Origin of the sequence: Eubacterium sp. An3 (assembly GCF_002159465.1) — a bacterium.
Classification (GTDB): Bacteria; Bacillota; Clostridia; order Lachnospirales; family Lachnospiraceae; genus Anaerobutyricum; species Anaerobutyricum stercoris.
This window is the reverse complement of record NZ_NFIR01000003.1, coordinates 217443-240147: the sequence shown is the minus strand read 5'-3', so window position 1 is coordinate 240147 and position 22705 is coordinate 217443. Positions and strand designations below refer to the sequence as shown.

At 44.7% G+C, this 22705-nt stretch carries 20 protein-coding genes; 13 read left to right on the top strand and 7 right to left on the bottom strand.

Annotated elements, in window-relative coordinates; translation table 11 throughout:
* Positions 1-20: 20 nt before the first annotated feature.
* Positions 21-1424 (top strand): L,D-transpeptidase/peptidoglycan binding protein, encoded by a 1404-nt coding sequence (locus B5F87_RS05375; RefSeq protein ID WP_158096967.1) that lies wholly within the window; start codon positions 21-23, stop codon positions 1422-1424.
* A 28-nt stretch (positions 1425-1452) separates the two neighbouring features.
* Here B5F87_RS05375 and B5F87_RS05370 read toward each other — a convergent pair whose 3' ends face one another.
* Both B5F87_RS05370 and B5F87_RS05365 read right to left on the bottom strand, forming a co-directional pair.
* Positions 1453-2532 (bottom strand): SEC-C metal-binding domain-containing protein, encoded by a 1080-nt coding sequence (locus B5F87_RS05370; protein WP_158096966.1) that lies wholly within the window; start codon positions 2530-2532, stop codon positions 1453-1455.
* A 125-nt stretch (positions 2533-2657) separates the two neighbouring features.
* Positions 2658-4475: an AAA family ATPase gene (locus B5F87_RS05365; protein ID WP_158096965.1), complete on the bottom strand. Its 1818-nt coding sequence runs from the start codon at positions 4473-4475 to the stop codon at positions 2658-2660.
* A 240-nt stretch (positions 4476-4715) separates the two neighbouring features.
* Between B5F87_RS05365 and B5F87_RS05360 the strand changes: the two genes are divergently transcribed.
* From B5F87_RS05360 to nrdG, 9 genes are all read left to right on the top strand, one after another.
* Positions 4716-5744 carry a 3-deoxy-7-phosphoheptulonate synthase gene (locus tag B5F87_RS05360; RefSeq protein ID WP_343215728.1) on the top strand — a complete coding sequence of 343 codons (1029 nt, stop codon included), beginning with the start codon at positions 4716-4718 and terminating at the stop codon, positions 5742-5744.
* A 268-nt stretch (positions 5745-6012) separates the two neighbouring features.
* Positions 6013-6687, top strand: coding sequence for a response regulator transcription factor (locus B5F87_RS05355; protein WP_087277909.1), 675 nt, complete (start codon positions 6013-6015; stop codon positions 6685-6687).
* Between the two features lie 30 nt (positions 6688-6717).
* Positions 6718-7836, top strand: a complete 1119-nt coding sequence (locus B5F87_RS05350) for an N-acetylmuramoyl-L-alanine amidase (RefSeq protein WP_158096964.1) — start codon at positions 6718-6720, stop codon at positions 7834-7836.
* A 335-nt stretch (positions 7837-8171) separates the two neighbouring features.
* The gene (gene nrdD / locus B5F87_RS05345; RefSeq protein WP_087277903.1) at positions 8172-10334 is read left to right on the top strand and encodes an anaerobic ribonucleoside-triphosphate reductase; all 2163 of its coding nucleotides are present in this window, start codon (positions 8172-8174) and stop codon (positions 10332-10334) included.
* 139 nt (positions 10335-10473) lie between these two features.
* Positions 10474-11406 (top strand): carbohydrate kinase family protein, encoded by a 933-nt coding sequence (locus B5F87_RS05340; RefSeq protein ID WP_087277901.1) that lies wholly within the window; start codon positions 10474-10476, stop codon positions 11404-11406.
* 54 nt (positions 11407-11460) lie between these two features.
* Positions 11461-12390, top strand: coding sequence for a sce7726 family protein (locus B5F87_RS05335; RefSeq protein WP_139109104.1), 930 nt, complete (start codon positions 11461-11463; stop codon positions 12388-12390).
* A gap of 1 nt (position 12391) precedes the next feature.
* Positions 12392-13366, top strand: coding sequence for a sce7725 family protein (locus B5F87_RS05330; protein ID WP_087277895.1), 975 nt, complete (start codon positions 12392-12394; stop codon positions 13364-13366).
* Positions 13363-14442, top strand: a complete 1080-nt coding sequence (locus tag B5F87_RS05325; protein ID WP_087277891.1) for an RES family NAD+ phosphorylase — start codon at positions 13363-13365, stop codon at positions 14440-14442. The genes B5F87_RS05330 and B5F87_RS05325 overlap by 4 nt, the downstream gene beginning before the upstream one ends.
* Before the next feature lie 56 nt (positions 14443-14498).
* The gene (gene nrdG / locus B5F87_RS05320) at positions 14499-15026 is read left to right on the top strand and encodes an anaerobic ribonucleoside-triphosphate reductase activating protein (RefSeq protein ID WP_087277888.1); all 528 of its coding nucleotides are present in this window, start codon (positions 14499-14501) and stop codon (positions 15024-15026) included.
* Positions 15027-15080: 54 nt separating this feature from the next.
* Here the strand turns inward: nrdG and B5F87_RS05315 are convergent, their stop codons facing one another.
* Positions 15081-15770 (bottom strand): DUF4203 domain-containing protein, encoded by a 690-nt coding sequence (locus B5F87_RS05315; protein ID WP_087277885.1) that lies wholly within the window; start codon positions 15768-15770, stop codon positions 15081-15083.
* Positions 15771-15978: 208 nt separating this feature from the next.
* Here B5F87_RS05315 and gltX point away from each other — a divergent pair, with 208 nt between their 5' ends.
* The gene (gene gltX, locus B5F87_RS05310; protein WP_087277882.1) at positions 15979-17439 is read left to right on the top strand and encodes a glutamate--tRNA ligase; all 1461 of its coding nucleotides are present in this window, start codon (positions 15979-15981) and stop codon (positions 17437-17439) included.
* A gap of 9 nt (positions 17440-17448) precedes the next feature.
* Here gltX and B5F87_RS05305 read toward each other — a convergent pair whose 3' ends face one another.
* From B5F87_RS05305 to B5F87_RS05290, 4 genes are all read right to left on the bottom strand, one after another.
* Entirely contained in the window at positions 17449-18120 is a 672-nt protein-coding gene (locus B5F87_RS05305) for a DUF6198 family protein (RefSeq protein ID WP_087277878.1), read from the bottom strand.
* A 272-nt stretch (positions 18121-18392) separates the two neighbouring features.
* On the bottom strand, positions 18393-18827 hold the full coding sequence (locus tag B5F87_RS05300) for an RNHCP domain-containing protein (protein ID WP_087277874.1): 435 nt from the start codon (positions 18825-18827) through the stop codon (positions 18393-18395).
* Between the two features lie 51 nt (positions 18828-18878).
* Positions 18879-19310, bottom strand: a complete 432-nt coding sequence (locus tag B5F87_RS05295; RefSeq protein WP_087277871.1) for a MarR family transcriptional regulator — start codon at positions 19308-19310, stop codon at positions 18879-18881.
* A 323-nt stretch (positions 19311-19633) separates the two neighbouring features.
* Positions 19634-20551 carry a LysR family transcriptional regulator gene (locus tag B5F87_RS05290; RefSeq protein ID WP_087277868.1) on the bottom strand — a complete coding sequence of 306 codons (918 nt, stop codon included), beginning with the start codon at positions 20549-20551 and terminating at the stop codon, positions 19634-19636.
* Positions 20552-20685: 134 nt separating this feature from the next.
* Between B5F87_RS05290 and B5F87_RS05285 the strand changes: the two genes are divergently transcribed.
* Both B5F87_RS05285 and B5F87_RS05280 read left to right on the top strand, forming a co-directional pair.
* Complete coding sequence (locus tag B5F87_RS05285; protein ID WP_087277865.1) at positions 20686-21804, top strand: glycerol dehydrogenase; 1119 nt, start codon at positions 20686-20688, stop codon at positions 21802-21804.
* Positions 21805-21866: 62 nt separating this feature from the next.
* On the top strand, positions 21867-22535 hold the full coding sequence (locus B5F87_RS05280) for a hypothetical protein (RefSeq protein WP_087277862.1): 669 nt from the start codon (positions 21867-21869) through the stop codon (positions 22533-22535).
* The last annotated feature ends 170 nt before the right edge of the window (positions 22536-22705 follow it).

Genomic DNA, 22705 nt, shown 5'->3' with positions numbered 1-22705 from the left:
TGGAAAGGAGAATAACAGTTATGGAACAGAAAGAGAAGAAGAGCGCTTCTTCATGGGATATACGAAAGAAAACAGGAGTGGCCGTGGCAGCGGCAGTGATAATTTATGCTTTGATCGCGGTGTTTTTTCATTTTCATTACTTTCCGGGAACAGAGATTAACGGGTATTCCTGCGGTTTCCGAAGTGTGGGAAAGGTGAAGGAAATGATTAAGGAAGGTGTGGACACTTATGAGATTGGTATCACAGAGAGAGATGATCGGGAAGAGTCCGTAACATCTTCTCAGGTGGGCCTTTCTTTTGTGGATGACGGAAGGCTGGAGCAGATCAAGGAAGGTCAGAAGGCTTATGCCTGGATCACATTTCCTTTTATCGATAAGGAGTATGTCAACGGAGTTACTCTTCAGGTGGATGAGGAAGCCTACGAAAATACATTCAATGAATTGAATGCTTTCGATGAGGAGCTTGTAGTGGCTCCTGTGGATGCCTGGTCCAAATATAATGAAGAGACAAATTCATATGATATTGTGGATGAAATTTATGGTAATACGGTGAAACGGGATGAGTTTTATACAGCTCTCAAAGAAGCGATCATCCGTCAGGACAGCAGTATTGATATAGAGGAAGCCGGATGTTATGAGAATCCGGTTTACACAAAGGATTCTGATGAAGTCGTTCAGTCCAATAATACGCTGAATCAGTATGTGAGCACGGATATAGTGTATGATTTTGATGACAGAACCCAGGAACTGACAGGAAAGACCATTCATAAATGGCTTGATGTGACAAAGAAGTTTAAAGTAAAGGTAGACGAAGAAAAGGTAGAAAAATATGTTTCCCGTCTGGCGGATAAATATGATACGGTAGGAATTGAGAGGCATTTTACTTCCATTGCAGGTAATGAAGTTGACGTGGAAGGGGGAACTTACGGGTGGACCATTGATCAGGAGGCTGAGACAGAGAAGCTTATCAAGCAGATTAAAAAAGGCCGTCAGGTTAAGAGGGAACCGGAATATGCTCATTATGCCAAGAGCCGTAAAAAGAATGATATTGGGGATACATATGTAGAGGTGGATCTGGGATCTCAGCATATGTGGTTCTATAAGGATGGAGAGACGATTGTATCAACTCCGGTGGTAACCGGCAATACAAGTCTCGGACGGGGAACGCCTACAGGTGTTTATTATATCCTTTATAAGACTACCGATTATACACTGACGGGCGAGGGTTATGCGTCTCCGGTTGATTACTGGCTTCCGTTTACCCATTCCGGCGTAGGCATTCATGATTCTTCCTGGAGGAGCAGTTATGGAGGAAGCATCTATACCTACGATGGTTCTCATGGCTGTGTGAATACACCGTATGATGCGGTAAGAACTATTTATAATAATATTGAGTCCACATATCCGGTGGTGGTTCACTGGTAAAGCGGCATAATAAAAAGCTGCGGGCGATTCAGCGTCGTCCGCAGCAATTTTTATATTTTTTTCCGCTTCCGCAAGGGCAGGGACTGTTGGGATATATTTTTGTCCGTTTTTTGTTAAGCTGCATAGCTTCCGCAGCGGTGTATCCTCTGTTTAATAAAAGGGCAGAGTGAGCAAATACACTGTTTAAAGCCGAGAGCAGACGGCGCCGGGAAGCATCCGACATATCAGCGGTCAGGATGTGCTGAAGAAAACCGGAAAATGCAGAAGCCGATGCGGTGCGGTTTTTCAGAAATACCAGGGCGTCTTCTATGGTCCCGCCCTGACGGAAAACAGCCTGGATTTCTCCGCTTATTTCCTGTGCTTCTTCGCGGGAAATTTCCGGGGGATAAGTGAGAGTATTGATAAGCTGTTTTGTATACGGGTCTTCCGGGAAGTATCCGAAGCGGGACAGATGAAGGATAGTCTCTTTGTCCGGTATATTAAAAGGAAGAGTGCCCTGACACTGCTGTATTTTCTTATATAAATTATTTTTATATAGTGATTTTTGAATGATCCAGTCATTTTCAAGGATGAAAGAATGAAAATACGGAGGAACTGCCTGAAGTTCCTGTACAATTTCTTCTTTTTTCAAAAAAAGAGCAGTGTTTGTGTTGTACATTTTCAAAAGAATGGTTACAGGGCAGCTGCCGTAAAGGTATCCGGCGGCGTTCACACAGTCCAGAAGGAAACTTTTGCGCTGCTGTTCTTTTCTGAATGTTCTGGAAGAAGAAAATTCCCGAAGTCCGGAAGAAAACTGATACTTTCCGTCAGTGTCCTTATAGCAGTATCCGCTTTCCAACAGCCGGCGGTACAAAGCAGGACGTCCTGAATATACCTGATGAGTCTGTTTCAAAGAGGAGCGGGAAGGAGAAGAAAAGAGCTGAATCTCATCATCTCCCAAATACACGAGAAAATCATGCATAACGGAAGGACGGTATATATATTCGAGAAGTTTTTCTGCCAGAGCTTCCTTATTCAGAGAAGAATATCCGGACATTCTGTGAAGTTTTGCCAGACGAGTGAGCTCTTTTTTTGTTTTCAGTAATAAATAGTTATCGTATGTGTTCATGAATTTATAGTCCATTTCAGTGTAAATAATTTGTTATATCCTGCTGCACTGATACATTATACTATTTTTTTCGTTATTTTGGTTATAAATAATCAGCTTTTATCTCTATTTTTTTGGTAGTATTGTTATTCTTTAATGAAAATATTTTGCCATTTAGCTTTTACTTCTTGTTTCAGAAGATTGGAATGGCGGACAGCGCAGATAAAATCCTCAATGGAGACTGTGTCTCTGGAATAAAGCGCTGCATAGGAAAAAGCCATTTCCAGGAGTGTGAGAGGAAGCTCCGGACGCCTTGTTCGTTTATCTGCCGGCTGGTATTTTTCAGCGGACAGTGAAATGAGAATCTGGAGAATGTGCCGGGTCTCTTCTTCGGAAAATGCATTTCTTACCTTTGTCTCGTATTCAATGGACGGAATGGTTCCCAGGAGGATGCGCAGCGTTGTGTCTTCATCCGGTTCTTCTATGGTAATAGGATAGAAGCGGCGTGCCAGAGCCTTGTCACTGAGCAGATACTTTCTATATTCGTCGCTGGTGGTGGAACCGATAATCTTGATGTCACCCCGGTCGATGTAAGGTTTCAGCATATTTGAAATATCATTGTTGGAGCTTTCTGTGGAGCCTGCACCTACAATGGTATGGATTTCGTCAATAAACAGAATAATATCCGGATGCTTTTCCAACTCATCCATGAGCTGCCGTATGCGTTCCTCCATCTCGCCCACATATTTGGTTCCGCTTAAAAGAGAGGTGGTGGTTAGCTTATAAAGTTCTTTGTGTTGTAATAGTTTTGGAACATTTCCCTGCTGTAAAAGCCAGGCAAGTCCTTCAACCACGGCGGTTTTTCCTACGCCAGCCTCGCCAAGCAGAATAGGAGATTTCTTCGGAGATATCAGAATCAGTTCCAGATCACTAATCTCAGATTCTCTGCCGATGGCGGGATTGGTGATATAAGAAGCCGTGGTCATGTTGTAAGCATATCGGTTCAGAATGCTGTCTGAGGACAGGATGGAAACTGTGCCTGAATGATGGCGTCCGGAAAATACTGTATCAGGGGCTTTTGTACGGCGTTCGGAAAAATAGACTGTACGCTGAGCCAGATATTCAGGGAAAGAAATATTTTCCAGAGAAGATTGCTGATCAGGCACGCCGGATTTTGCAATATTTTGCTCATGCTTAATAAACGAAAGAAATGTAAGCTCTTTCTGCTGGAAATCAGATAGAAAACCTTCTATATTAATCTCTTCCAGCGAAGAAACTGTATCGATATACATTTCCTCAAATAATTTCACCAGCCAGATATTTTTATCTGCGGCGAAGCAGGCAAGATGAGAGCGCAGGATATCGGCCAGAAGTATTTCATTATGGCATAGATATTGTCTGTAAGAGGATGCATTTTCTGCAATCTGTCCGATTAGCTTCTGGTTGGAAGACGTGGATTTGATTATGACAGAATAAAAATCCTGCAGCGTCTGCATAAATAAAGATTGATCTGTAAAACATGGCTCCAGGCAGAGCATGGATGCGGCGTATACAGAATAAAAAGGAGTTTTCAGATTTTCGAAGAGACGTCCGGTACACAAAAGCCAGGTTTCCTCCGGAAAAAGATTCCTCTGAGAGTCGCATTTCCCGGAGACTTCCTCCTGAGTACCACATTGCCGAATATCGCCTTCGGAACATATTTTCTTCTGCATCTGTTCTTTCAGCCGGATACAGTCTGCAAAATAGCGGTCATATTCTTCAGAAGTATCCGGAAAGGCATAATTATTTCTGTCCCGGATAAGACTTTCGATGAATTTCAGAAAAAGCTCGTTGTCATGAAAAGCTTCTATGCGGGATGGGAGTATGAACATGTTCTGTATGCAATTATTCTCAAAAGACAGCGGCTGTCCGGTATTTTGGATGAGACGGAAGGCGCTGGACATGGTGTTGGTAATTGAATTCAAGATAGCGTTTCCTTTCATATAATTTTTTGCTTTAAAGTCGAAAAGTATTGTGCTTTTGATTTTTTTATGTTAAGATAGCTTCTGGTGATGAGCCGAAACAGGAGATGCGTCCATTACCGGTTAAATTATAAGAAAAATTGCAGAAAAAAGCAATGACTGAGACTGGAATCATCAGATTCAGAACAGAAGTTGTTTTGCAGAATAAAAATTTGTGAGGAAGGGAGAAAATACATCATGGATATGCAGATGAATTTCTATAGAAAACTGCCGATACCGCGGGATCTGAAAGAACAGTTCCCGGCGGATGAGCGGGTAGTGAAGATTAAAAATGAGAGAGATCCGGAAATTGCAAGGATTTTTGAGGGAACGTCTGACAGACTTCTGCTTATTATTGGTCCGTGTTCGGCGGATAATGAGGCTTCTGTGCTGGATTACGTTTCCAGACTGGCGAAAGTACAGGAGAAAGTGAAAGATAAGATCTGGATTGTTCCAAGAATCTATACGAACAAGCCGAGAACGACAGGAGGCGGATATAAAGGTCTGATTCATCAACCGGATCCGGAGAAAAAACCGGATATGTGGCAGGGAATCATTGCTGTACGTGAGCTGCATCAGAAGGCGATTCTCGAGAGCGGCCTTACCTGTGCCGACGAGATGCTTTATCCGGAAAATCAGAGATATCTTTCGGATTTATTATCCTATGTGGCGGTAGGAGCCCGTTCCGTGGAGAATCAGGAACATCGTCTGGTTGCCAGCGGCGCAGGTGTTCCGGTGGGAATGAAGAATCCGACAGGAGGCGATCTTTCTGTCATGATGAATTCCATCACAGCGGCGCAGAGCAGTCATATGTTTATTTATCGGGGATGGGAAGTGGAGTCCGCAGGTAATCCATATGCCCATGCGATTTTGCGGGGATATGTGGACAAACATGGTCAGACATTCCCGAATTATCATTATGAGGATTTGATGCAGCTTTATGAACTGTATCAGGAGACAAATCTGAAGAATCCGTCAGTGATCATTGATACTAACCATTCTAATTCTGGTAAGAATTATATGGAACAGATTCGAATTTCAAAAGAAGTTCTTCACAGCTGTAAAATATCCGGCGATATCAGAAAGCTTGTGAAAGGGCTGATGATCGAAAGCTATCTGGAAGACGGATGTCAGAAGATCGGCGGAGGCTGTTATGGCAAATCCATTACAGATCCGTGTCTCGGATGGGAAAAATCGGAACGGTTAATTTATGAAATCGCAGATATGTTATAATATAGAATATTTTCCTACATTTTATTAAATGGGATATTACGAAAGGCTTTGTATTTATTACAAAGCCTTTGTACATTGTAAACAAAACGTGTGTACAGTCTTGTTTTTTGTAATATTTTTTTGTAGAATGATAACATGTATCATTGGTTTCTTCTATGGCTATTCTGTACACTTGTAGATAAATATGTTACAATACTTTTAAATAAGTCATTTTTGAAACACTTTTATGTAATATAATTTTAACAAGTAAAGGAAAGGGAGATGGCAGATGCTTCTGAGCAGACTGATGATTTTTAATCAGAATGAGGAAGAGTGCCGTCAGATGGAAGCCTACTTTGAAGAAAGCGGATATGGCGTTGTGTGCTGCTTGGATGCGGATGAATTGATGGACATGATTTCCAAAGGAAGACATAAGCCCGAAGTGTTCTTATTTTATATAGACGATTCCGGGCGAAAGGGATATGACATCATTGATAAAATCCGGGCTGTGTCAGATATGGCCATCATTGTGATCTCAAAGGATAGCCGTCTAGACACTCAGTTATATGCTTATTCTAAGAAGATTGATGATTACATGACAGAACCGGTACCCCTGCCTCTTCTTGAGGCACATGTGGAAGCGGTTCTCCGGAGATTTTCTGAAAAAAGACTTTCTGTGGAGACTGCGGGTGCGATTACGATCGATTACGAGAGCCGAAAGATTTATCTCGAGGGAAAGGTTCTGAAGGTTACTGCAAAAGAGTTCGATTTAATGGAATATTTTATTAAACACAAAGGAATGATTCTTTCCAGAGATAAAATACTGGATTCTGTTTGGGGATATGATTATATCGGAGGATACCGAAGTGTGGACACTCTGGTGAAAAAGCTGAGAGCGAAGCTTACAAAGGAATATCCTTATATACAGACCATATATGGCGTAGGATATTGCTTTGATGTTTAAAAATCAATGAGAAAGGGGATTTTTATAACAATGAAACGATGGTTAAGTTTATTGATGGTCATTATGTTATGCTTCAGTCTGACGGTGCCGGCGACACAGGTGGATGCGTCTTCCCGGGTGACGGTAGTATACAAAGGTAAGACAAAGTCTTTTAGTGGAAAAAAGACATATTCTTATGTAAATAACAGTAAAATCAAGCTGTCAAAGCAGCCGATTTTCATGAAGAACGGAAGTTATATGGGACCGGTCAATAAGCTTTTCAAGAAGAGTTCCCTGAAAGTAAGCGTTAAAAGCAGCGGCAATATCCTGACTCTGCAGTATCGCTCGAACATTATCGTACTGAAAAATGGAAGCAGAAATATAACGGTAAATGGACAATCTGACCGTATGAACGCTCCGGCTATGCTGGTGACTTATCCGAGTGGAAAAACAAAATGGGTGGTTCCTCTGAAAAGTGTGTGCAGCCGTCTGGGAATTACTTACAAGTTGAAAAACGGCGTGATCAAGATGAAAGGTGCAGTTAATTCTGCAACAACATCTTCCAGTTCCAGTTCAAATAATAATTCCGCGGCAGAAAACGGACAGATTACCCTGGTACTCGATGCAGGACACGGCGGTATGGACTCTGGAGCTACAGGAAATGGATACAGAGAGAAAAACATGACTCTGTCCATCCTGTTGGGAGCAAAGAGAATGTTTGACAATGACAGTCGGTTCAAGGTGTATTATACAAGAACATCAGACAGCTATCCGAGTCTGACAGACCGAAGTAACCTTGCCAATAATTATGACGCAGACTTATTTGTGAGCATTCATATTAACTCAGCATCTGCTTCGGCACATGGAACGGAGACACTGTATAACTCCAGCCGGAATACTGTGACAGCCAAGGATGGAATGACTTCCAGAGAACTGGCATCCTATATTCAGCGTGCCGTGGTTTCCACCACAGGATTTACTAACAGAGGTCTTAAGAACCGTACAGATTTAAGTGTTCTGAACCGGACGAAAATGCCGGCTTGTCTGATTGAGTATGGTTTTATCAGCAATACGAAAGAAGCCAGAGAAATGAATGCCAATACAACCCGATATGGCCAGGAGCTTTATCAGGCAATCGTTGGTTATCTCCAGTCTGAGGGTAAATTATAAAGTGGAGCTGTATACAGTTCGCGGCAGTGTGCCGGAACTGGACTGTTTCGGAGTGATAAAGAATTATATAAAAATATAACAGAAAGCTGTCACAGCTGATGTATTCACATCTGGATATTGACAGAGCCGGAAAAGTCGGCTATCATATCCAGATGTGGGCTGCAGAATGTGGCAGCTTCTTTTTATGTCCGATAACTTATTCTTTAAAAATTCCCAACAGACACAATATATAGTATAATAATATGTTGCAGACCACGATTTATTGTGGTATAATGGCGATGCCTATGAAAGCAGAAGAAAAGAATCATTTAAAATAGAAGATAGAGGTAGAGAGTATGAAGATTATTAAGAGAAGCGGCATGGAAGTCGAATTTGACAGAAGTAAGATTAACAACGCGGTAAAAAAAGCCAACAACAGCGTTGTGGTGCAGGATCAGATGAGCGATGAGCAGATTGAACAGATCGCGAAAAATGTGGAGATCATCTGTGAGGGCATGGGCCGCGCGCTGAGTGTGGAAGAGATACAGGACCTGGTAGAGAATCAGATTATGAATCAGAAGGCATTCCGGGTGGCAAGTAATTACATTACTTACCGTTACAAACGGGCGCTGGTTCGTAAATCAAACTCCACAGATAAGCAGATATTAAGTCTTCTGGAGTGCAACAACGAGGAGGTCATCCAGGAGAATTCCAACAAGAATCCGACAGTCAACAGCGTCCAGAGAGATTACATGGCAGGAGAGGTCAGCAAGGACATCACAAAACGTTTTCTGCTGCCGGAGCATATCGTGGACGCCCACGAACAGGGAATCATACATTTCCACGACTCCGATTACTTTGCCCAGCACATGCATAACTGCTGTCTGGTGAATCTGGAAGATATGCTGCAGAACGGAACGGTCATCAGCGATGTGATGATCGAGAAGCCGAAGAGCTTCTCCACCGCCTGCAATATCGCCACCCAGAGCGTGGCACAGATCGCCAGCTCCCAGTACGGCGGCCAGAGCATCACTCTCTCCCATCTGGTACCGTTCGTACAGATCAGCCGGGATAAGTTCCGCAAAGAGGTGCGCAAAGAATTTGAAGAAGAGGGTATGCCAATCAATGAGGAGAAGATCAACGAGATCGCTGAGATGCGCGTCCGCAAGGAAATCAAGCAGGGCGTACAGGTCATCCAGTATCAGGTCATCACCCTTATGACCACCAACGGTCAGGCGCCGTTCGTAACGGTGTTCATGTACCTGGATGAGGTGGAGGAAGGCCCGGCAAGGGATGACCTGGCTCTCATCATTGAGGAGATGCTCAACCAGCGGATTCTCGGAGTAAAAAATGAAAAGGGCGTCTACATCACACCGGCGTTCCCGAAGCTCATTTACGTGCTGGAAGAGGATAATATCCATGAGGACAGCAAATACTGGTATCTGACCAAGCTGGCAGCCAAATGTACCGCAAAACGTCTTGTTCCGGATTACATTTCCGAGAAGATGATGAAAAAGTTAAAACAGGGCAACTGCTACCCGTGTATGGGATGCCGTTCTTTCCTGACAGTATATAAAGAAGAGAACGACAAGCCGAAGTTCTACGGCAGATTTAATCAGGGCGTCGTCACCCTGAATCTGGTGGACGTGGCCTGCTCCTCCGGAAAGAACATGGAGAAGTTCTGGGAGATCTTCGATGAGCGTCTGGAACTCTGCCACGAGGCGCTCATGTGCCGTCACAACCGTCTGAAGGGAACACCTTCCGATGTGGCTCCTATTCTCTGGCAGAACGGCGCGCTGGCCCGTCTGAAAAAGGGTGAGAAGATTGACAAGCTGCTCTACGGCGGCTACTCCACCATCTCCCTGGGTTACGCAGGACTCTGCGAATGTACCCGCTACATGATGGGTGTGAGCCACACAGACCCGGAAGGCAAGGAATTTGCACTCAAGGTGATGCAGCATATGAACGACGCCTGCGCCAAATGGAGAGAGGAGAGCAACATTGATTTCAGTCTGTACGGAACTCCTCTGGAATCCACCACTTACAAATTCGCCAAATGCCTGCAGGAGCGTTTCGGCATCATTCCGGGCGTGACAGACAAGAACTATATCACCAACAGCTACCACGTACATGTCACAGAGCCGATCGATGCTTTCGACAAACTGTCCTTCGAGGCACAGTTCCAGGAGCTGTCCCCGGGCGGAGCTATCAGCTACGTGGAAGTGCCGAACATGCAGAACAACATCGAGGCGGTGCTGGCAGTCATGAAACACATTTACGACAATATCATGTACGCCGAACTCAACACCAAGAGCGACTACTGCCAGGTGTGCGGTTATGACGGCGAGATTCAGATTCAGGCTGACGAACACGGCAAGCTCATCTGGGTATGCCCGAATTGCGGCAACACCGACCAGAACAAGATGAACGTGGCGAGAAGGACCTGCGGCTACATCGGCACCCAGTTCTGGAACCAGGGAAGAACCCAGGAGATTAAAGAGAGAGTTATGCATCTGTAGGAACATGCATGGATAAGAAATATTGTAATACCAGAGTGGAAGGGCATTTCTACTCTGGTATTGTTTTTATTATGGGAAAATGTTACAGTAGATTTATAAAATGTGACGAAATAAGTATGGGAAGAAGTGGAGGGAAAAGATGGCAGCGGAAATCGTATGTATCGGGCAGGCGGTCATCGACTGCATCACCAGGGGAAAGGAAGAAAAGCCCTACAAGAAAAATGTATACCGGGCGGAAAATATCAGCCTGAACACCGGTGGGGACGCTCTCAACGAGTCAGTGATTCTGTCGCGGCTTGGTCATCAAGTGAAGCTGGTCTGCGGCGTGGGCAACGACGTGGCCGGTAATCTAATTCTCCACGAGATGGAGACTCGCGGCATCGACGTCAGCGATGTGACGCAGAGTGATTCTCTGACCACACCCATCGCCAACCTCATGGTGAACCGGGATAGCACCCGTGTCTCCATCAACAGCGAAGCTACCATGCTCACCGGCTACTCGCCGTCCGAACATGTGATAAAGGGCGCAAAAGTTGTCTCCCTTGCCAGTCTGTTCCGGGCGCCCCTCGACGACAGTGAGACAATCATCCGCCTTGCCAGAGCGGCGAAGGAACAGGGCGCCATCCTCTGCGCCGACACAAAGATTCCCACCTACCGGAAGCTGACCCTCGATGATATCCGGGAAATCCTTCCCCTCATTGATTACATTTTCCCCAACGAAAATGAGGGGGAATACTACACCGGAGAGACGGAATACGTGGCCATGGCGGAACATTTCCGCAGCCTTGGCGTAAAAAATGTCATTATCAAAACCGGCGAGAAAGGGTGCACCGTCAGCGGCGAACAAGGTCAGTTTTCCATGCCGGCCTGTGCCGTGAACGCTGTGGATTCCACGGGCGGCGACAACTTTGTGGCAGGATTTATCTCTGCTCTGCTTCACGGCGGCAGCCTGCGGGAATGCTGTCAGTACGGAACAGCCTGCGCGGCGGTGTGCGTCCAGAGTATCGGCGCGACAACAGGAGTGAAGAGCCGAGAGAGTGTGGAGGAGTTTTTGAAGGAAATTCGGTCTTGAATAAATTTCCAATTTTTGTAAATGTGTAAGCCTTTTGCCGTAATTAGTGTTATAATGAAAAAAGAAAAAATAATATTAAAAGACTATAATTATATGGATTGGAGGAACCACATGGCTGCGTCAGCGAACAAAATGCCTAATAATTTAATTAATAGAGTTTTTACAATTCCATATATAGATAAAATGATAAATGACTCGAAGAATAAGGACACTTTTTATGATTGTGTCAGAGAATATACAGAAGGTAGAACGGCGTTTACTTATGGAGATGCCATCGGTCAGTTATATCGTCATATGGATTTCTCCTATAGAAATGAATACTTCTATAAAAATGCAATTTTAAATCAGCTTTTGCTTGAGAAACATGATATTCGGAATTCCGCAGCTTTAACAGAATTGCCGATTGAGGATTCAAAGGCAGATTTTGTGATTATTAATGGGCGGGGGACGGTATATGAGATAAAGACCGATCTGGATAATTTCAGCAGACTGGAGCATCAGATTGCAGATTACTATAAAGCATTTAAATATGTAAATGTTGTGGTCGGATATAAACAATATGAAAAAGTAAAAGTAATGCTGGAAGGTTCAGGTGTGGGTATCTTTGTCATGGGAAGAAATGGCAAGCTGAGGTGCCGGAAAGTCGCCAAATGTAATGATAAAGATTTGTGTCATGAGACAATATTCAGAATACTGAGGAAAAATGAGTTTGAAAGTATACTGTATAAGCATTTTGGCAAATTGCCGGAAGTGAACAGCTTTCTTTATTACCGTGAGTGCAGGAAATGGATTTCTGACATTAATGTGAAAACCTTTCAAAAGGATATGCTGGAATGTTTGAAAAAAAGAATAAAAATAACAGATGAAAAAACATTTGAAGAAAAAATCCCATATGAGTTGCGTTTCTATGCGTATTTTACAAAACAAAAGAAGAATCAGTATCAGATTATAAATGAGTTTTGGAATAATAAAATGGAGGGATGATATGTATTATCCATATTTGAGAGGAAGGCAAAATGAACTATTGTGTTTGAAGGAATTGCTGGATGAGAATAAATTAAGTGTGAAGGTTACACCGATTCTGGAACCGGTGAAGTTCAGCAGTACATTTCTTACGACTCTGAAAAGGTTTATCGAAAATGACAGAGAGATTCTGCTCATTCAGAACCCGCAAGTTGGAAGATTTGATGAAGGATATGCGGAGGCGCTGCGAAAGGCGAATGAAGAAGAACAGGAAGATACAAGGATCAAATTAAGAAGAACTTTAGAGGAATATGAGAATATTTTGCTGGATGGGCATATTCGTAAGGCGTATCTGATGAATGATGTATCGGTGAAAAAGGTACTGCAGATGCCGGAGCAAGAGAAAAAGCAGATATATGTACTGAATCAAAACAGGGGAGACGATAACTATTATATTCAATACGGAGACAAATTATCTGTGAGGGCGTCTTTTATTCCTAAAGATGAGGATTTTAAAGATGAAGTTCCGGGGAATGCCATTATTTTAGAGGACTGCTATCAGAAAGCCAGACGAAATGTAGATTACATGGAGCAGCCGGATGTCTCTTTCAGTAAAAATCATTTGATATTTGAAAAAAGAGGATATAAAGGTTTTTCTGATTATTCTGTCATTGGAAAAGAGTATGAGGAGAGCGGGTTTGCTCCCTTTGCTGTGGCAATCCATGTGGTTTATTTTAATGAAAGGCAGGAACTTAGAGTTCATCATTTCGTTTCTGATTCCAATTGGGATTATTCCGATCCGGCCAGGAAGTTTGGAGAAGCAATGGAAAAGCTTGTAAATTGGGAAAGAATAGACTTAGTGAAGTATACGAGAGGTTTATCTGGCTTACTCCAATATTATGAAGCTGGTCGGTTTCCGGGACTGGGATTAATTAAAAAGCTTTCGTTGATGCATCACATAGAATTGATGGGAAGATTTTTGGAGGGGAGAGAATGATTTGCTGCGCAGAGTGCTTTAGTGATTTGGAAATAAAAGTGTCTATAGAGTCGCTTAATCACAAAGGAGAATGCCCTGTCTGCGGTGCAAAAAATACATGGATTTATGATAGTGAATTGGATAGAGAAAATACAGATTTTAAAGAGTTGCTGGCTTCTGTCATAGGAATATATAAGCCGGAAGAAAAACTGGATGATACTTTTCCTGATGACGCAAAACGGAGCATCGAGGAACATTTGCAGGAAGACTGGAATATATTTAAGGTTGGTAAAGAAGGAATAAGGAAGATTGCAGAGGGTCTTATTCAATCTTCTGCAGATTTGGATGAAAAGCTGCTGATACAGAAAACAGGTATTCCTGATCTATACGATGAAATGTATTTACAGCGTAATTCTATTTTTGGAAAGTACCAGTGGGATGATTTCAGAAAATATCTGAGAAATGAGAATAGATTCCATGCGAAATATATTAATTTGGGTCTGCTGTCTGAAGTGCTGCGGGATACGGTTTCTGTAATTCCAAAGGGGACGAGTCTTTACAGAGCGCGCCTGGCGAAAAATGAACATGGTTATGGAGCAGGAGAGATGGGCGCGCCGCCTGATGATTTGGCATCTGCCGGAAGAGCAAATTCAAAAGGAGTCAGTTGCCTGTATCTGGCTAATAAAAAAGAGACAACGGTAAAGGAAATAAGAGCGGGAGCATTTGATTATGTTACAATTGCTTTATTTCAATTGGATAAAGACGTGAAGGTGGTGGATTTGAGCAGTATTACGCATAATTCCCCATTTTACGCTGAGACAGATAAAATAAAATTTTTGATCAATGAAAGGCATCTTCGGAACATAGAGAGGGATCTGGCGAAGCCTCTGAGCCAGAGAGATAGCGATTTGGATTACCTTCCAACGCAGTACATCAGTGATTTTGCCAAATATCTGGGATATGATGGGGTGAAATATATCAGTACATTTGACAGAAATTCCTATAATCTTGCCTTGTTTGATACGAAGATATGTTCCTGTACATATAGAAAAAATTATCGGATAGATAATTTGGATTATAGATTAAATCCGGTATGATAGATGATTGATGAACAAAAAGAATGAAATATATTAATGTTTAAAAGGAGAAGAACATGTATTACGGCAACATCAAAAAAAGCGATATCGCCAACGGCATCGGCGTGAGGGTTTCTCTCTTTGTCAGCGGCTGTACCCATCACTGCAAGGGCTGCTTCAATGAGGAAACCTGGGATTTTAAATATGGAGAGATTTTTACGAAGAAGACGCAGGAGCAGATTTTTAAGTGGCTGGAGCCTTCCTATGTGAGCGGCCTGACAGTGCTGGGCGGCGAGCCTATGGAATATGTGAACCAGCAGGAACTGCTGCCGTTTCTTAAAGAAGTGAAGCGGAGATTTCCGGATAAGACCATCTGGTGCTATACAGGCTATGTGTTTGAGAAAGATATTCTGGAGCGGATGGTGCCGAAGTGGCGTTATACGGGGCCGCTCTTACAGCTCATTGATGTGCTGGTGGACGGCCCGTTCATAGAAGAATTAAAGGATATTACTCTTCTGTTCCGTGGGTCTTCCAACCAGAGGCTCATTGATGTGCCAAAGAGCCTGGCGGCCGGAAAAACCGTTCTGTGGGAACATGAAGATTAATATGTTGGATGACAAATGTTACCTGATGATACCTGCAGTTATCAGTCGAGATGATTAACGGCCATGTCGCCCGCCCGATGTGGTGAGGAACTGCACCAGGATACCCAGGGCGACGATGCCCACGGTCAACAGCAGCGGATAAGATGAGAAGCTGCCGATGTTCATGAGGTCGCAGAGAGTGATGAGCAGTCCTGCGGCGGAGGAGCCGCACACAACGGCCGATGTGATGATGATGACCGGCCGGATGAATTTCAGTGCCAGGGAGCCGACGACGAATCCGACAACCACGGACAGGAAGAACTGGATGTCCCCTGTGAATGGAAGGATGGATGCGGCGGCCATGAAGGCCAGTCCGAAGCACAGGAGAAAGATGCCCGCCTGGTAGATCCGGTAAGCAAGGATAGCCAGCAGAATGGCGCCCACCAGAGCGCAGACAGCAACCATGCCGCCGGAACCGTCAAGGAAGTTTGTTCCAATGAATCCTCCGACAACGGCTCCCACCAGAAGTCCGGTCAGACTCATGAACAGCTTGGACAGTTTATAACCGAAAAAACAGCCCAGAAGGGCGACGATCAGTGAAACGGTGGTGGCGATGATCTTGTAGGATGTGTCGATACCGCTGATATAACTGCTGATGGTGTCCAGATGGGCGGCTCCGCTTTCAAAAGAATCCGGAAGAAAGGTGCCGGTGTGCATGATCTGGGCAGGCAGCTCCGTGATAAATGTAATGAAATCTGAAAACATAATTTCCTCCTTTGTGTATCTTATGCCGCGGGAAGCGGCGTGTGCATCGTAGTCTGTCAATACACTAGCATAAAATGCAGTTTTACGCAATTTTTTCCCGGGGAGTATCTTTCTGATTTTTTACTGAGACACGCTTGTTTCTGCGGGGGTTTTATACTATAATACCGGGGAGAATGTTACATTTTAGTAAGAAAGTGAGGATAACGCAATGAGCAAGATTAGAACGAGATTTGCCCCGAGCCCGACAGGCAGAATGCATGTGGGTAATCTGCGGACTGCTTTATATACCTACCTGATTGCGAAGCATGAGGGCGGAGATTTTATTCTGAGAATTGAGGATACCGACCAGGAGCGTTTTATGGATGAGGCGCTGCCGATTATTTACCGGACGCTGGAAGCCACGGGGCTTAAGCACGATGAGGGTCCGGATAAGGACGGCGGTTACGGCCCGTACATTCAGAGCGAGCGCTGCGCTTCCGGTCTTTATATGAAATACGCCAAAGAGCTGATTGATAAGGGCGAGGCTTATTACTGCTTCTGCGACCAGGAGCGTCTGGATTCTCTCAAGCAGGTAGTAGGCGGCAAGGAGATCAGCAGCTACGACAAGCATTGTCTGCATCTGTCCAAAGAGGAGATCGAGGCTAATCTGGCAGCGGGCAAGCCGTTTGTCATCCGTGCCAATATCCCGAATGAGGGAGAAACCTGTTTCCACGATGAGATTTACGGAGATATTTCTCAGCCGAACGAAGAGCTGGATGATATGATTCTCATTAAGTCCGACGGTTATCCGACCTATAACTTTGCAAATGTGGTGGACGACCATCTGATGGGCATTACCCACGTGGTAAGAGGAAATGAATATCTGTCTTCTGCTCCGAAGTACACCCGTCTGTACAACGCTTTCGGATGGGAGGAGCCGAAATATATTCACTGTCCGCTCATCACCAACGAGGAGCATCAGAAGCTGTCCAAACGTTCCGGACATTCCTCTTATGAGGATCTGATCGAGCAGGGATTTGTATCCGAGGCGGTTGTGAACTTCGTGGCTCTCCTTGGATGGAGCCCGTCCGATAACCAGGAGATTTTCTCCCTGGATGAGCTGGTGAAGACTTTTGACTATCATCATATCAGCAAATCCCCGGCTGTCTTTGACATGACAAAGCTCAAATGGATGAACGGCGAGTATTTGAAAGCCATGGATTTCGATAAGTTTTACGAGATGGCAGAGCCGTATCTGAAGAAAGCCATCACTAAGGATTATGATTTGAAGAAGATCGCTGCTCTGGTGAAGACGAGAATCGAAGTGTTCCCGGACATTTATGAAATGATGGATTTCTTCGAGGCAGTACCGGACTACGATGTGTCCATGTACACCCACAAGAAAAATAAGACAACACCGGAGAAATCTCTGGATGTTCTCAAAGGACTTCTGCCGGTGCTCAAAGAGCAGGAAGATTACTCCAACGACGCCCTTTACCAGACACTGCGTCAGTTTGCGGCAGACCACGAGTACAAGAATGGTTTCGTGATGTGGCCGGTTCGTACCGCTGTGTCCGGCAAGCAGATGACGCCGGGCGGTGCCACCGAGATTATGGAAGTGATCGGCAAGGACGAGACTATCGCCCGGATTGAGGCGGCCATCGCCAAGATTGAGGCGGCCATTGTCTGATTAACTATATTATGCTAATTTATGAGTGGACAAAAAAGACGTAAACGCGACTTTTTTGTCCATTTTTTCTCCGATGATGCCGATACATTTGCCCATGGTAAAGGCGGCGAAGACGGTGCCGATGCCCAGTCCTTTGATGTGACCGAGGCAGAAAAATGTCATGCAGGCGGTGACGGCCAGGCAGATAACGTCAAAGGAGATTTTGACCCGCGAGTAGCCGATGTGGGTAATCTCAGAAAACTCTCTCGGAAAGAGGTCTGTCGGGATGATTGGCATCTGGCAGCGGTTGGACAGCGCGATGCCAAAGGAGATGATGACGTAGCTCAGGATAAAATAAAGGATTCGCAGAGGCAGTGATACCGGAAGCAGAGAGATCCACATTTCATGAACGTCGATCATAATGCCGAAGAAAAATCCGACCACAAAGCTGAAAAGGTAGGAGACGACGAATCGTTTGCGCATGAGCATGAGAACGGCGATAAGCACTCCCTGGAAAATGTATGTCCATGTGCCCAGGGAAAGAGCGGGCAGCACTTCAGAGAATGCGTAGGGAACGCTTGAGATAGCGGAGATGCCGGAGCCGGAATAAAGCATCAGCACCACGCCGAAGCTGTTGATGATGACGGCGAGAACCAGCGCCAGCTCTCCGCGGAATATGTGATGAGTTTCATTTGTCAGCATGTAAAATCCCTCCCGGTAATAAGATACATTTTCATTACCGTGCAGTGTAAATGCACGATTTGGTATAATTGTACGGTATAAATGTACCACCGGGAGGGGGATAATTCTAATGAATATTTTTTATGAAATTATAAATTATGTCTATATTATTGTAAATGTATGGATGGCCTCACTATTCTGTACATTTATTTAGTTCAATGCATTTACTTAGTTCTGTGCGTGTACTTAGCTTTGTGCATTTACTTGGTTTTGTACATTTACTTATAAAGAAGCTACTTGGTATTATAGAGACATCCGTCTCCGCCCATCAGCGCAGTCATCTCTTCAATGCGTTCCAGCGGAAATGGCGGTCTTGACAGCGGGCGCATGGCGATGGACATGAGCTTCATGGGATTGTCGTCCGCGGCGACCCGATTGGAACTTAAATGTCCGCAGCGTTTGCAGCGGTGGATGATGGCCCATTCGCCTTTGTTTCTGACCCAGACGCCCACCGGTTCCATGATGCCGCCGCAGTCGGATTCACGGTCGCCCGGCTCAATGTCCAGATGCAGGCTTGAAAGACAGTTCGGGCAGTGGTTGCGGTGATTGCTGCCGGAACCGGCGGATACGACCGGACGGCCGCAGACCTTGCAGGTGAAGCTGTCATTGCATGGATGTGTTTTATAGTAGCCTTTCTGATATAATTTTCTCTTATTTTCTCTGTTCATTTTGTACCTCCCTGAGAGGGACGGTGTCTGTAAAATATATCTTCTTCTGCATTAAAAAGCGTTTTCCATATATTTTTTCAGTCCGTCCCTATACTTTTGGGTGAGGAGTAAATATTGCTGTTGCTCTTCCTCCGTCCAATCTTTCCAGATTTTGTTTTCTATTTCGAATAATGGATAAATCTTTTGGCGGGCAAAAGCCTTTCCTTCCCCGGTAAGACAGACGATCGTATTTCTCCCCTTACCCTGTTCCAGTGTGATGATTCCTTCTTTTTCCAGCTTGTGAATGGCGGAATTAATGGTCTGCCGGCTGATGCCTGTCAGTTTGCTGATTTCGCTCTGAAGGCAGCGGTCTCCCTTTTCACAAATGACATATAAAATGTTTTGCACGCTGTCAGAGACGCCCGTTTTTACGGCTGCCTCATGATAGAGCGCATTGATCTCGCCGGCAAGATATGTATATTGATTTGCTTTCAAATAGTGCATAAGTCAACCCCTTTTTTAATTTATGTATGATTTCGTATATAATTATTATATACGATTTCGTACATAAGTCAACTGTTTTTGTGGGAAATGTAAAGATTTTAAAAGAGGAGGGGTGTTTTATCAGATTTATAAAGATAAAAAATAGCCGCCAACTACTGCAATAGCTGACGGCTGATACATAAAGTATTTCGTAAAAGCTTTGGAGGGGAAGTTGTTTTCTGGTTTCCCCTTTTGTATTATTAAATATAACATATTTGAGGAAGTAATTCAAGAATATTGTTGTGTCAGATATTTCGCAATAGTGGAAAAAAATAAAAAGTAAGTTACAAAACAATTTTTCCTTCGCCTTCTCCCAGAAAATCCTGCTCGGTCACATATTCCCGGAAGAGCTGGACTGCTGGCGGAAGATAGGAGTTTGCGCTGTTGACCATGTAAATCTTTCGTTTGTAGACGGGGTTGGTGATGGTGAGAATCTGTACATCCAGCCGCAGCAGCAGATCCATGTAGGGAACGATGGCGATGCCGAAGTTCCGGGCCACCAGACCGGCGATCACCTGGTCTTCCTCCACCTCGTAGGCGATGGACGGCTTTTCTCCGAGGAGCCGGAACAGTTCGTTGACGTCGCTGCGGATGCCGGCACCCTTTGCGAAGTAAATGTAAGGGTAGGGCAGAGTCTCCTCCAGGGATACCGAGCGCCGACCTGCCAGGGGATGATTTTTCGGGACGATGACGACCAGATCCTGATAGGCGACCGACTCGCTGGTCAGGTGATATTCTTTATATTCTTCGGGCGCCTGCGAGCTGAAAATCAGGTCGTAGTCTTTGGCGGCGAGACCGTCCAGCAGATAGGAAGTTGAGCCGGTGCGGAAAATGAAGTCAATGTCCAGCTCGGGATGCTGCTGTAAGAAGCCTGCGGCCAGAGACGGGATAAATTCCACGCCCAACGGGCGAAGAAATCCGAGACGGATGAGACCGTTGCCCCGGGCGCTGTGCTTCAGAGATTCGATACCGTTATCGAGGATGCTCAGAGAATTTTCTGCGTAGGCGAGAAATTCCTCGCCAAACCGGGTGAGGGATGTGTTTCTTCCGCTGCGTTCAAACAGCGGGACACCCAGCTCATTTTCCAGCTGTGAGATGGCGTGGCTTAAGCTTGGCTGGGTGATGCCCAGTCTGGCTGCGGCTTGGGTGTAGTGTCTGGTGTGGACCAGTTCGATAAAATAGCGAAGATGATACAGATTCATGGGAAACCTCCTGATTATTATATATAAAATCTATTATAATATAAAAATCATTCATTTTACATATTGAATTTCAAATGATACATTTAAAAATATTTGTACATTTTATTGTAAAAAGTAAATGGAGGAGGAGAAGCATGAGTAAGATTATCTGTTCACCGGGAGAGTATATTCAGGGCAAAGGTGAGATGAAACGGCTGGCGGATTACTATGAGTCTGCGGACAGAAAGGGTTTATTTCTCGTAAAGGGAGCTTACATGATCGTGGACAGCTCTTTCAGCACGGAACAGTATAAGAAGCAGATTACAGAGAGCTTCCAAAAGAAAAATATTCCATTTTCCTTCAATGTATTTGGCGGGGAGTGCTGTATGAAGGAAATAGAGAAGCACAAAAATAATATGGACAAGTACGATATGGTCATCGGCATCGGAGGCGGTAAAACCCTTGATACCGCCAAGGCAGTTTCTTTTTATGCACATATGCCGGTGATGACCGTACCGACGGCGGCGTCCTCCGACGCACCGTGCAGCCGCCTGGCGGTTATCTATAAAGAGGACGGAACCTTTGAAAAGTATCTTCCTCTGCGCTCCAATCTGGACATGGTCATCATGGATACGGAAGTCATCGCAAAGGCGCCGGTACGTTTTCTGGTGGCCGGAATCGGAGATGCTCTGGCAACCTGTTACGAGGCCGAGGCCTGCGAACAGTCCGGCATCGTGACCATGGCGGGCGGACAGTCCACGCGGGCGGCCATCGCCCTCAGCCAGCTGTGCCGGGAGATTCTGTTTGAAGACGGCTTGAAGGCCAAAATTGCCGTGGAAGAAAATGTAAGTTCAAAAGCGGTGGAAAATATTGTGGAAGCCAATACATACTTAAGCGGCGTAGGATTTGAGAGCAGCGGACTGGCAGCCGCCCACGCTATTCACAACGGAATGACCAAACTGAAAGAGACTCACTCGCTGCTTCACGGCGAGAAGGTGGCATTTGGGGCAATCGTGCAGGTTATCCTGGAAAATCGTCCGTTTGAGGAAATCGTAAAGTTGATTTCTTTCTGCAAGAGCCTGGGACTTCCGACCACATTCAAAGATTTGAATCTTTCCGATGTAAGAGATGAAGCGCTGATGAGCGCTGCGCAGGCAAGCTGTGATAAAGATGACACCATGGGCAATATGCCATTTACTGTAACGCCGGAAGATGTATTTGCCGCCATGAAGACGGCCAACCGGCTTGCGTCCTTTGTTCCCCAAATGTATTAATAAAAGTGGACATCCTCTCCCGGATAAAGTATACTTAAGCCAAAAAGGAGGGAGAGGATACCATGAAAAAGAGAAATGTGATTATAACTCTGTGTCTTTTATGTGCGGCTGTGCTTCTGCCGGCGGCAGGGGTCAGCGCAGCATCCGCGAAGAAAAACAGGAAAGCGCTGGCGGCTTATCAGCAATTCCTGTCGCAGAGTCAGATCAAATGGTCAAAATGGACAAACGTGCCTTCTTCTCAGGTGCAGTTTGCCAGTGCGGATATCAATAAAGACGGCGTGAAAGAGCTGATTTTAAGCTATCCACAGGCGTCTCACATGGACGGATGGCATCGGATCTATACCTATACCAAAGGAAAAGTAAAATCACTGGGACGCTTTACAAGCGTATCGATCTTTAAGAATAAGAATTATTTTGTGGATACCTATGCTAACACGGGAACTATGGAAGTGTCCTGCTATCGTCTGGGCAAGAACGGCAAAAAGGCCAGTCTGGTGAAGTATCAGAGATCCGATACCTATCCGGCGTTTGCGAAGGGAAAGGTCGTCAGAAAGTACAGTGACTCTTATGGGTACGACGTTTACTATTCTTCCATGAAAGTGAACGGCAAAAAAGCTTCCTATAAAAAATGTATGAAAAAAATTCGGTCGCTGGAGAAAAACGCAAAACGGCTGAATCTTAATTTCTATGATAATACGGCCTATAATGTGGGGACATATCTGGTAAAATAAAGAACGAGATTTTTGTGTTGACAAAGAATTTCAAATATGCAATTATATAAATGATTTTAAGAATTTGCCGGGAAGACAGAGATTTTTCTGACAAGACATCATACAAAGTAATATTGTTACTGTTTGCAGTGACAAACACCGGCCGCTGACGGATTTGTGAGTTTACACAG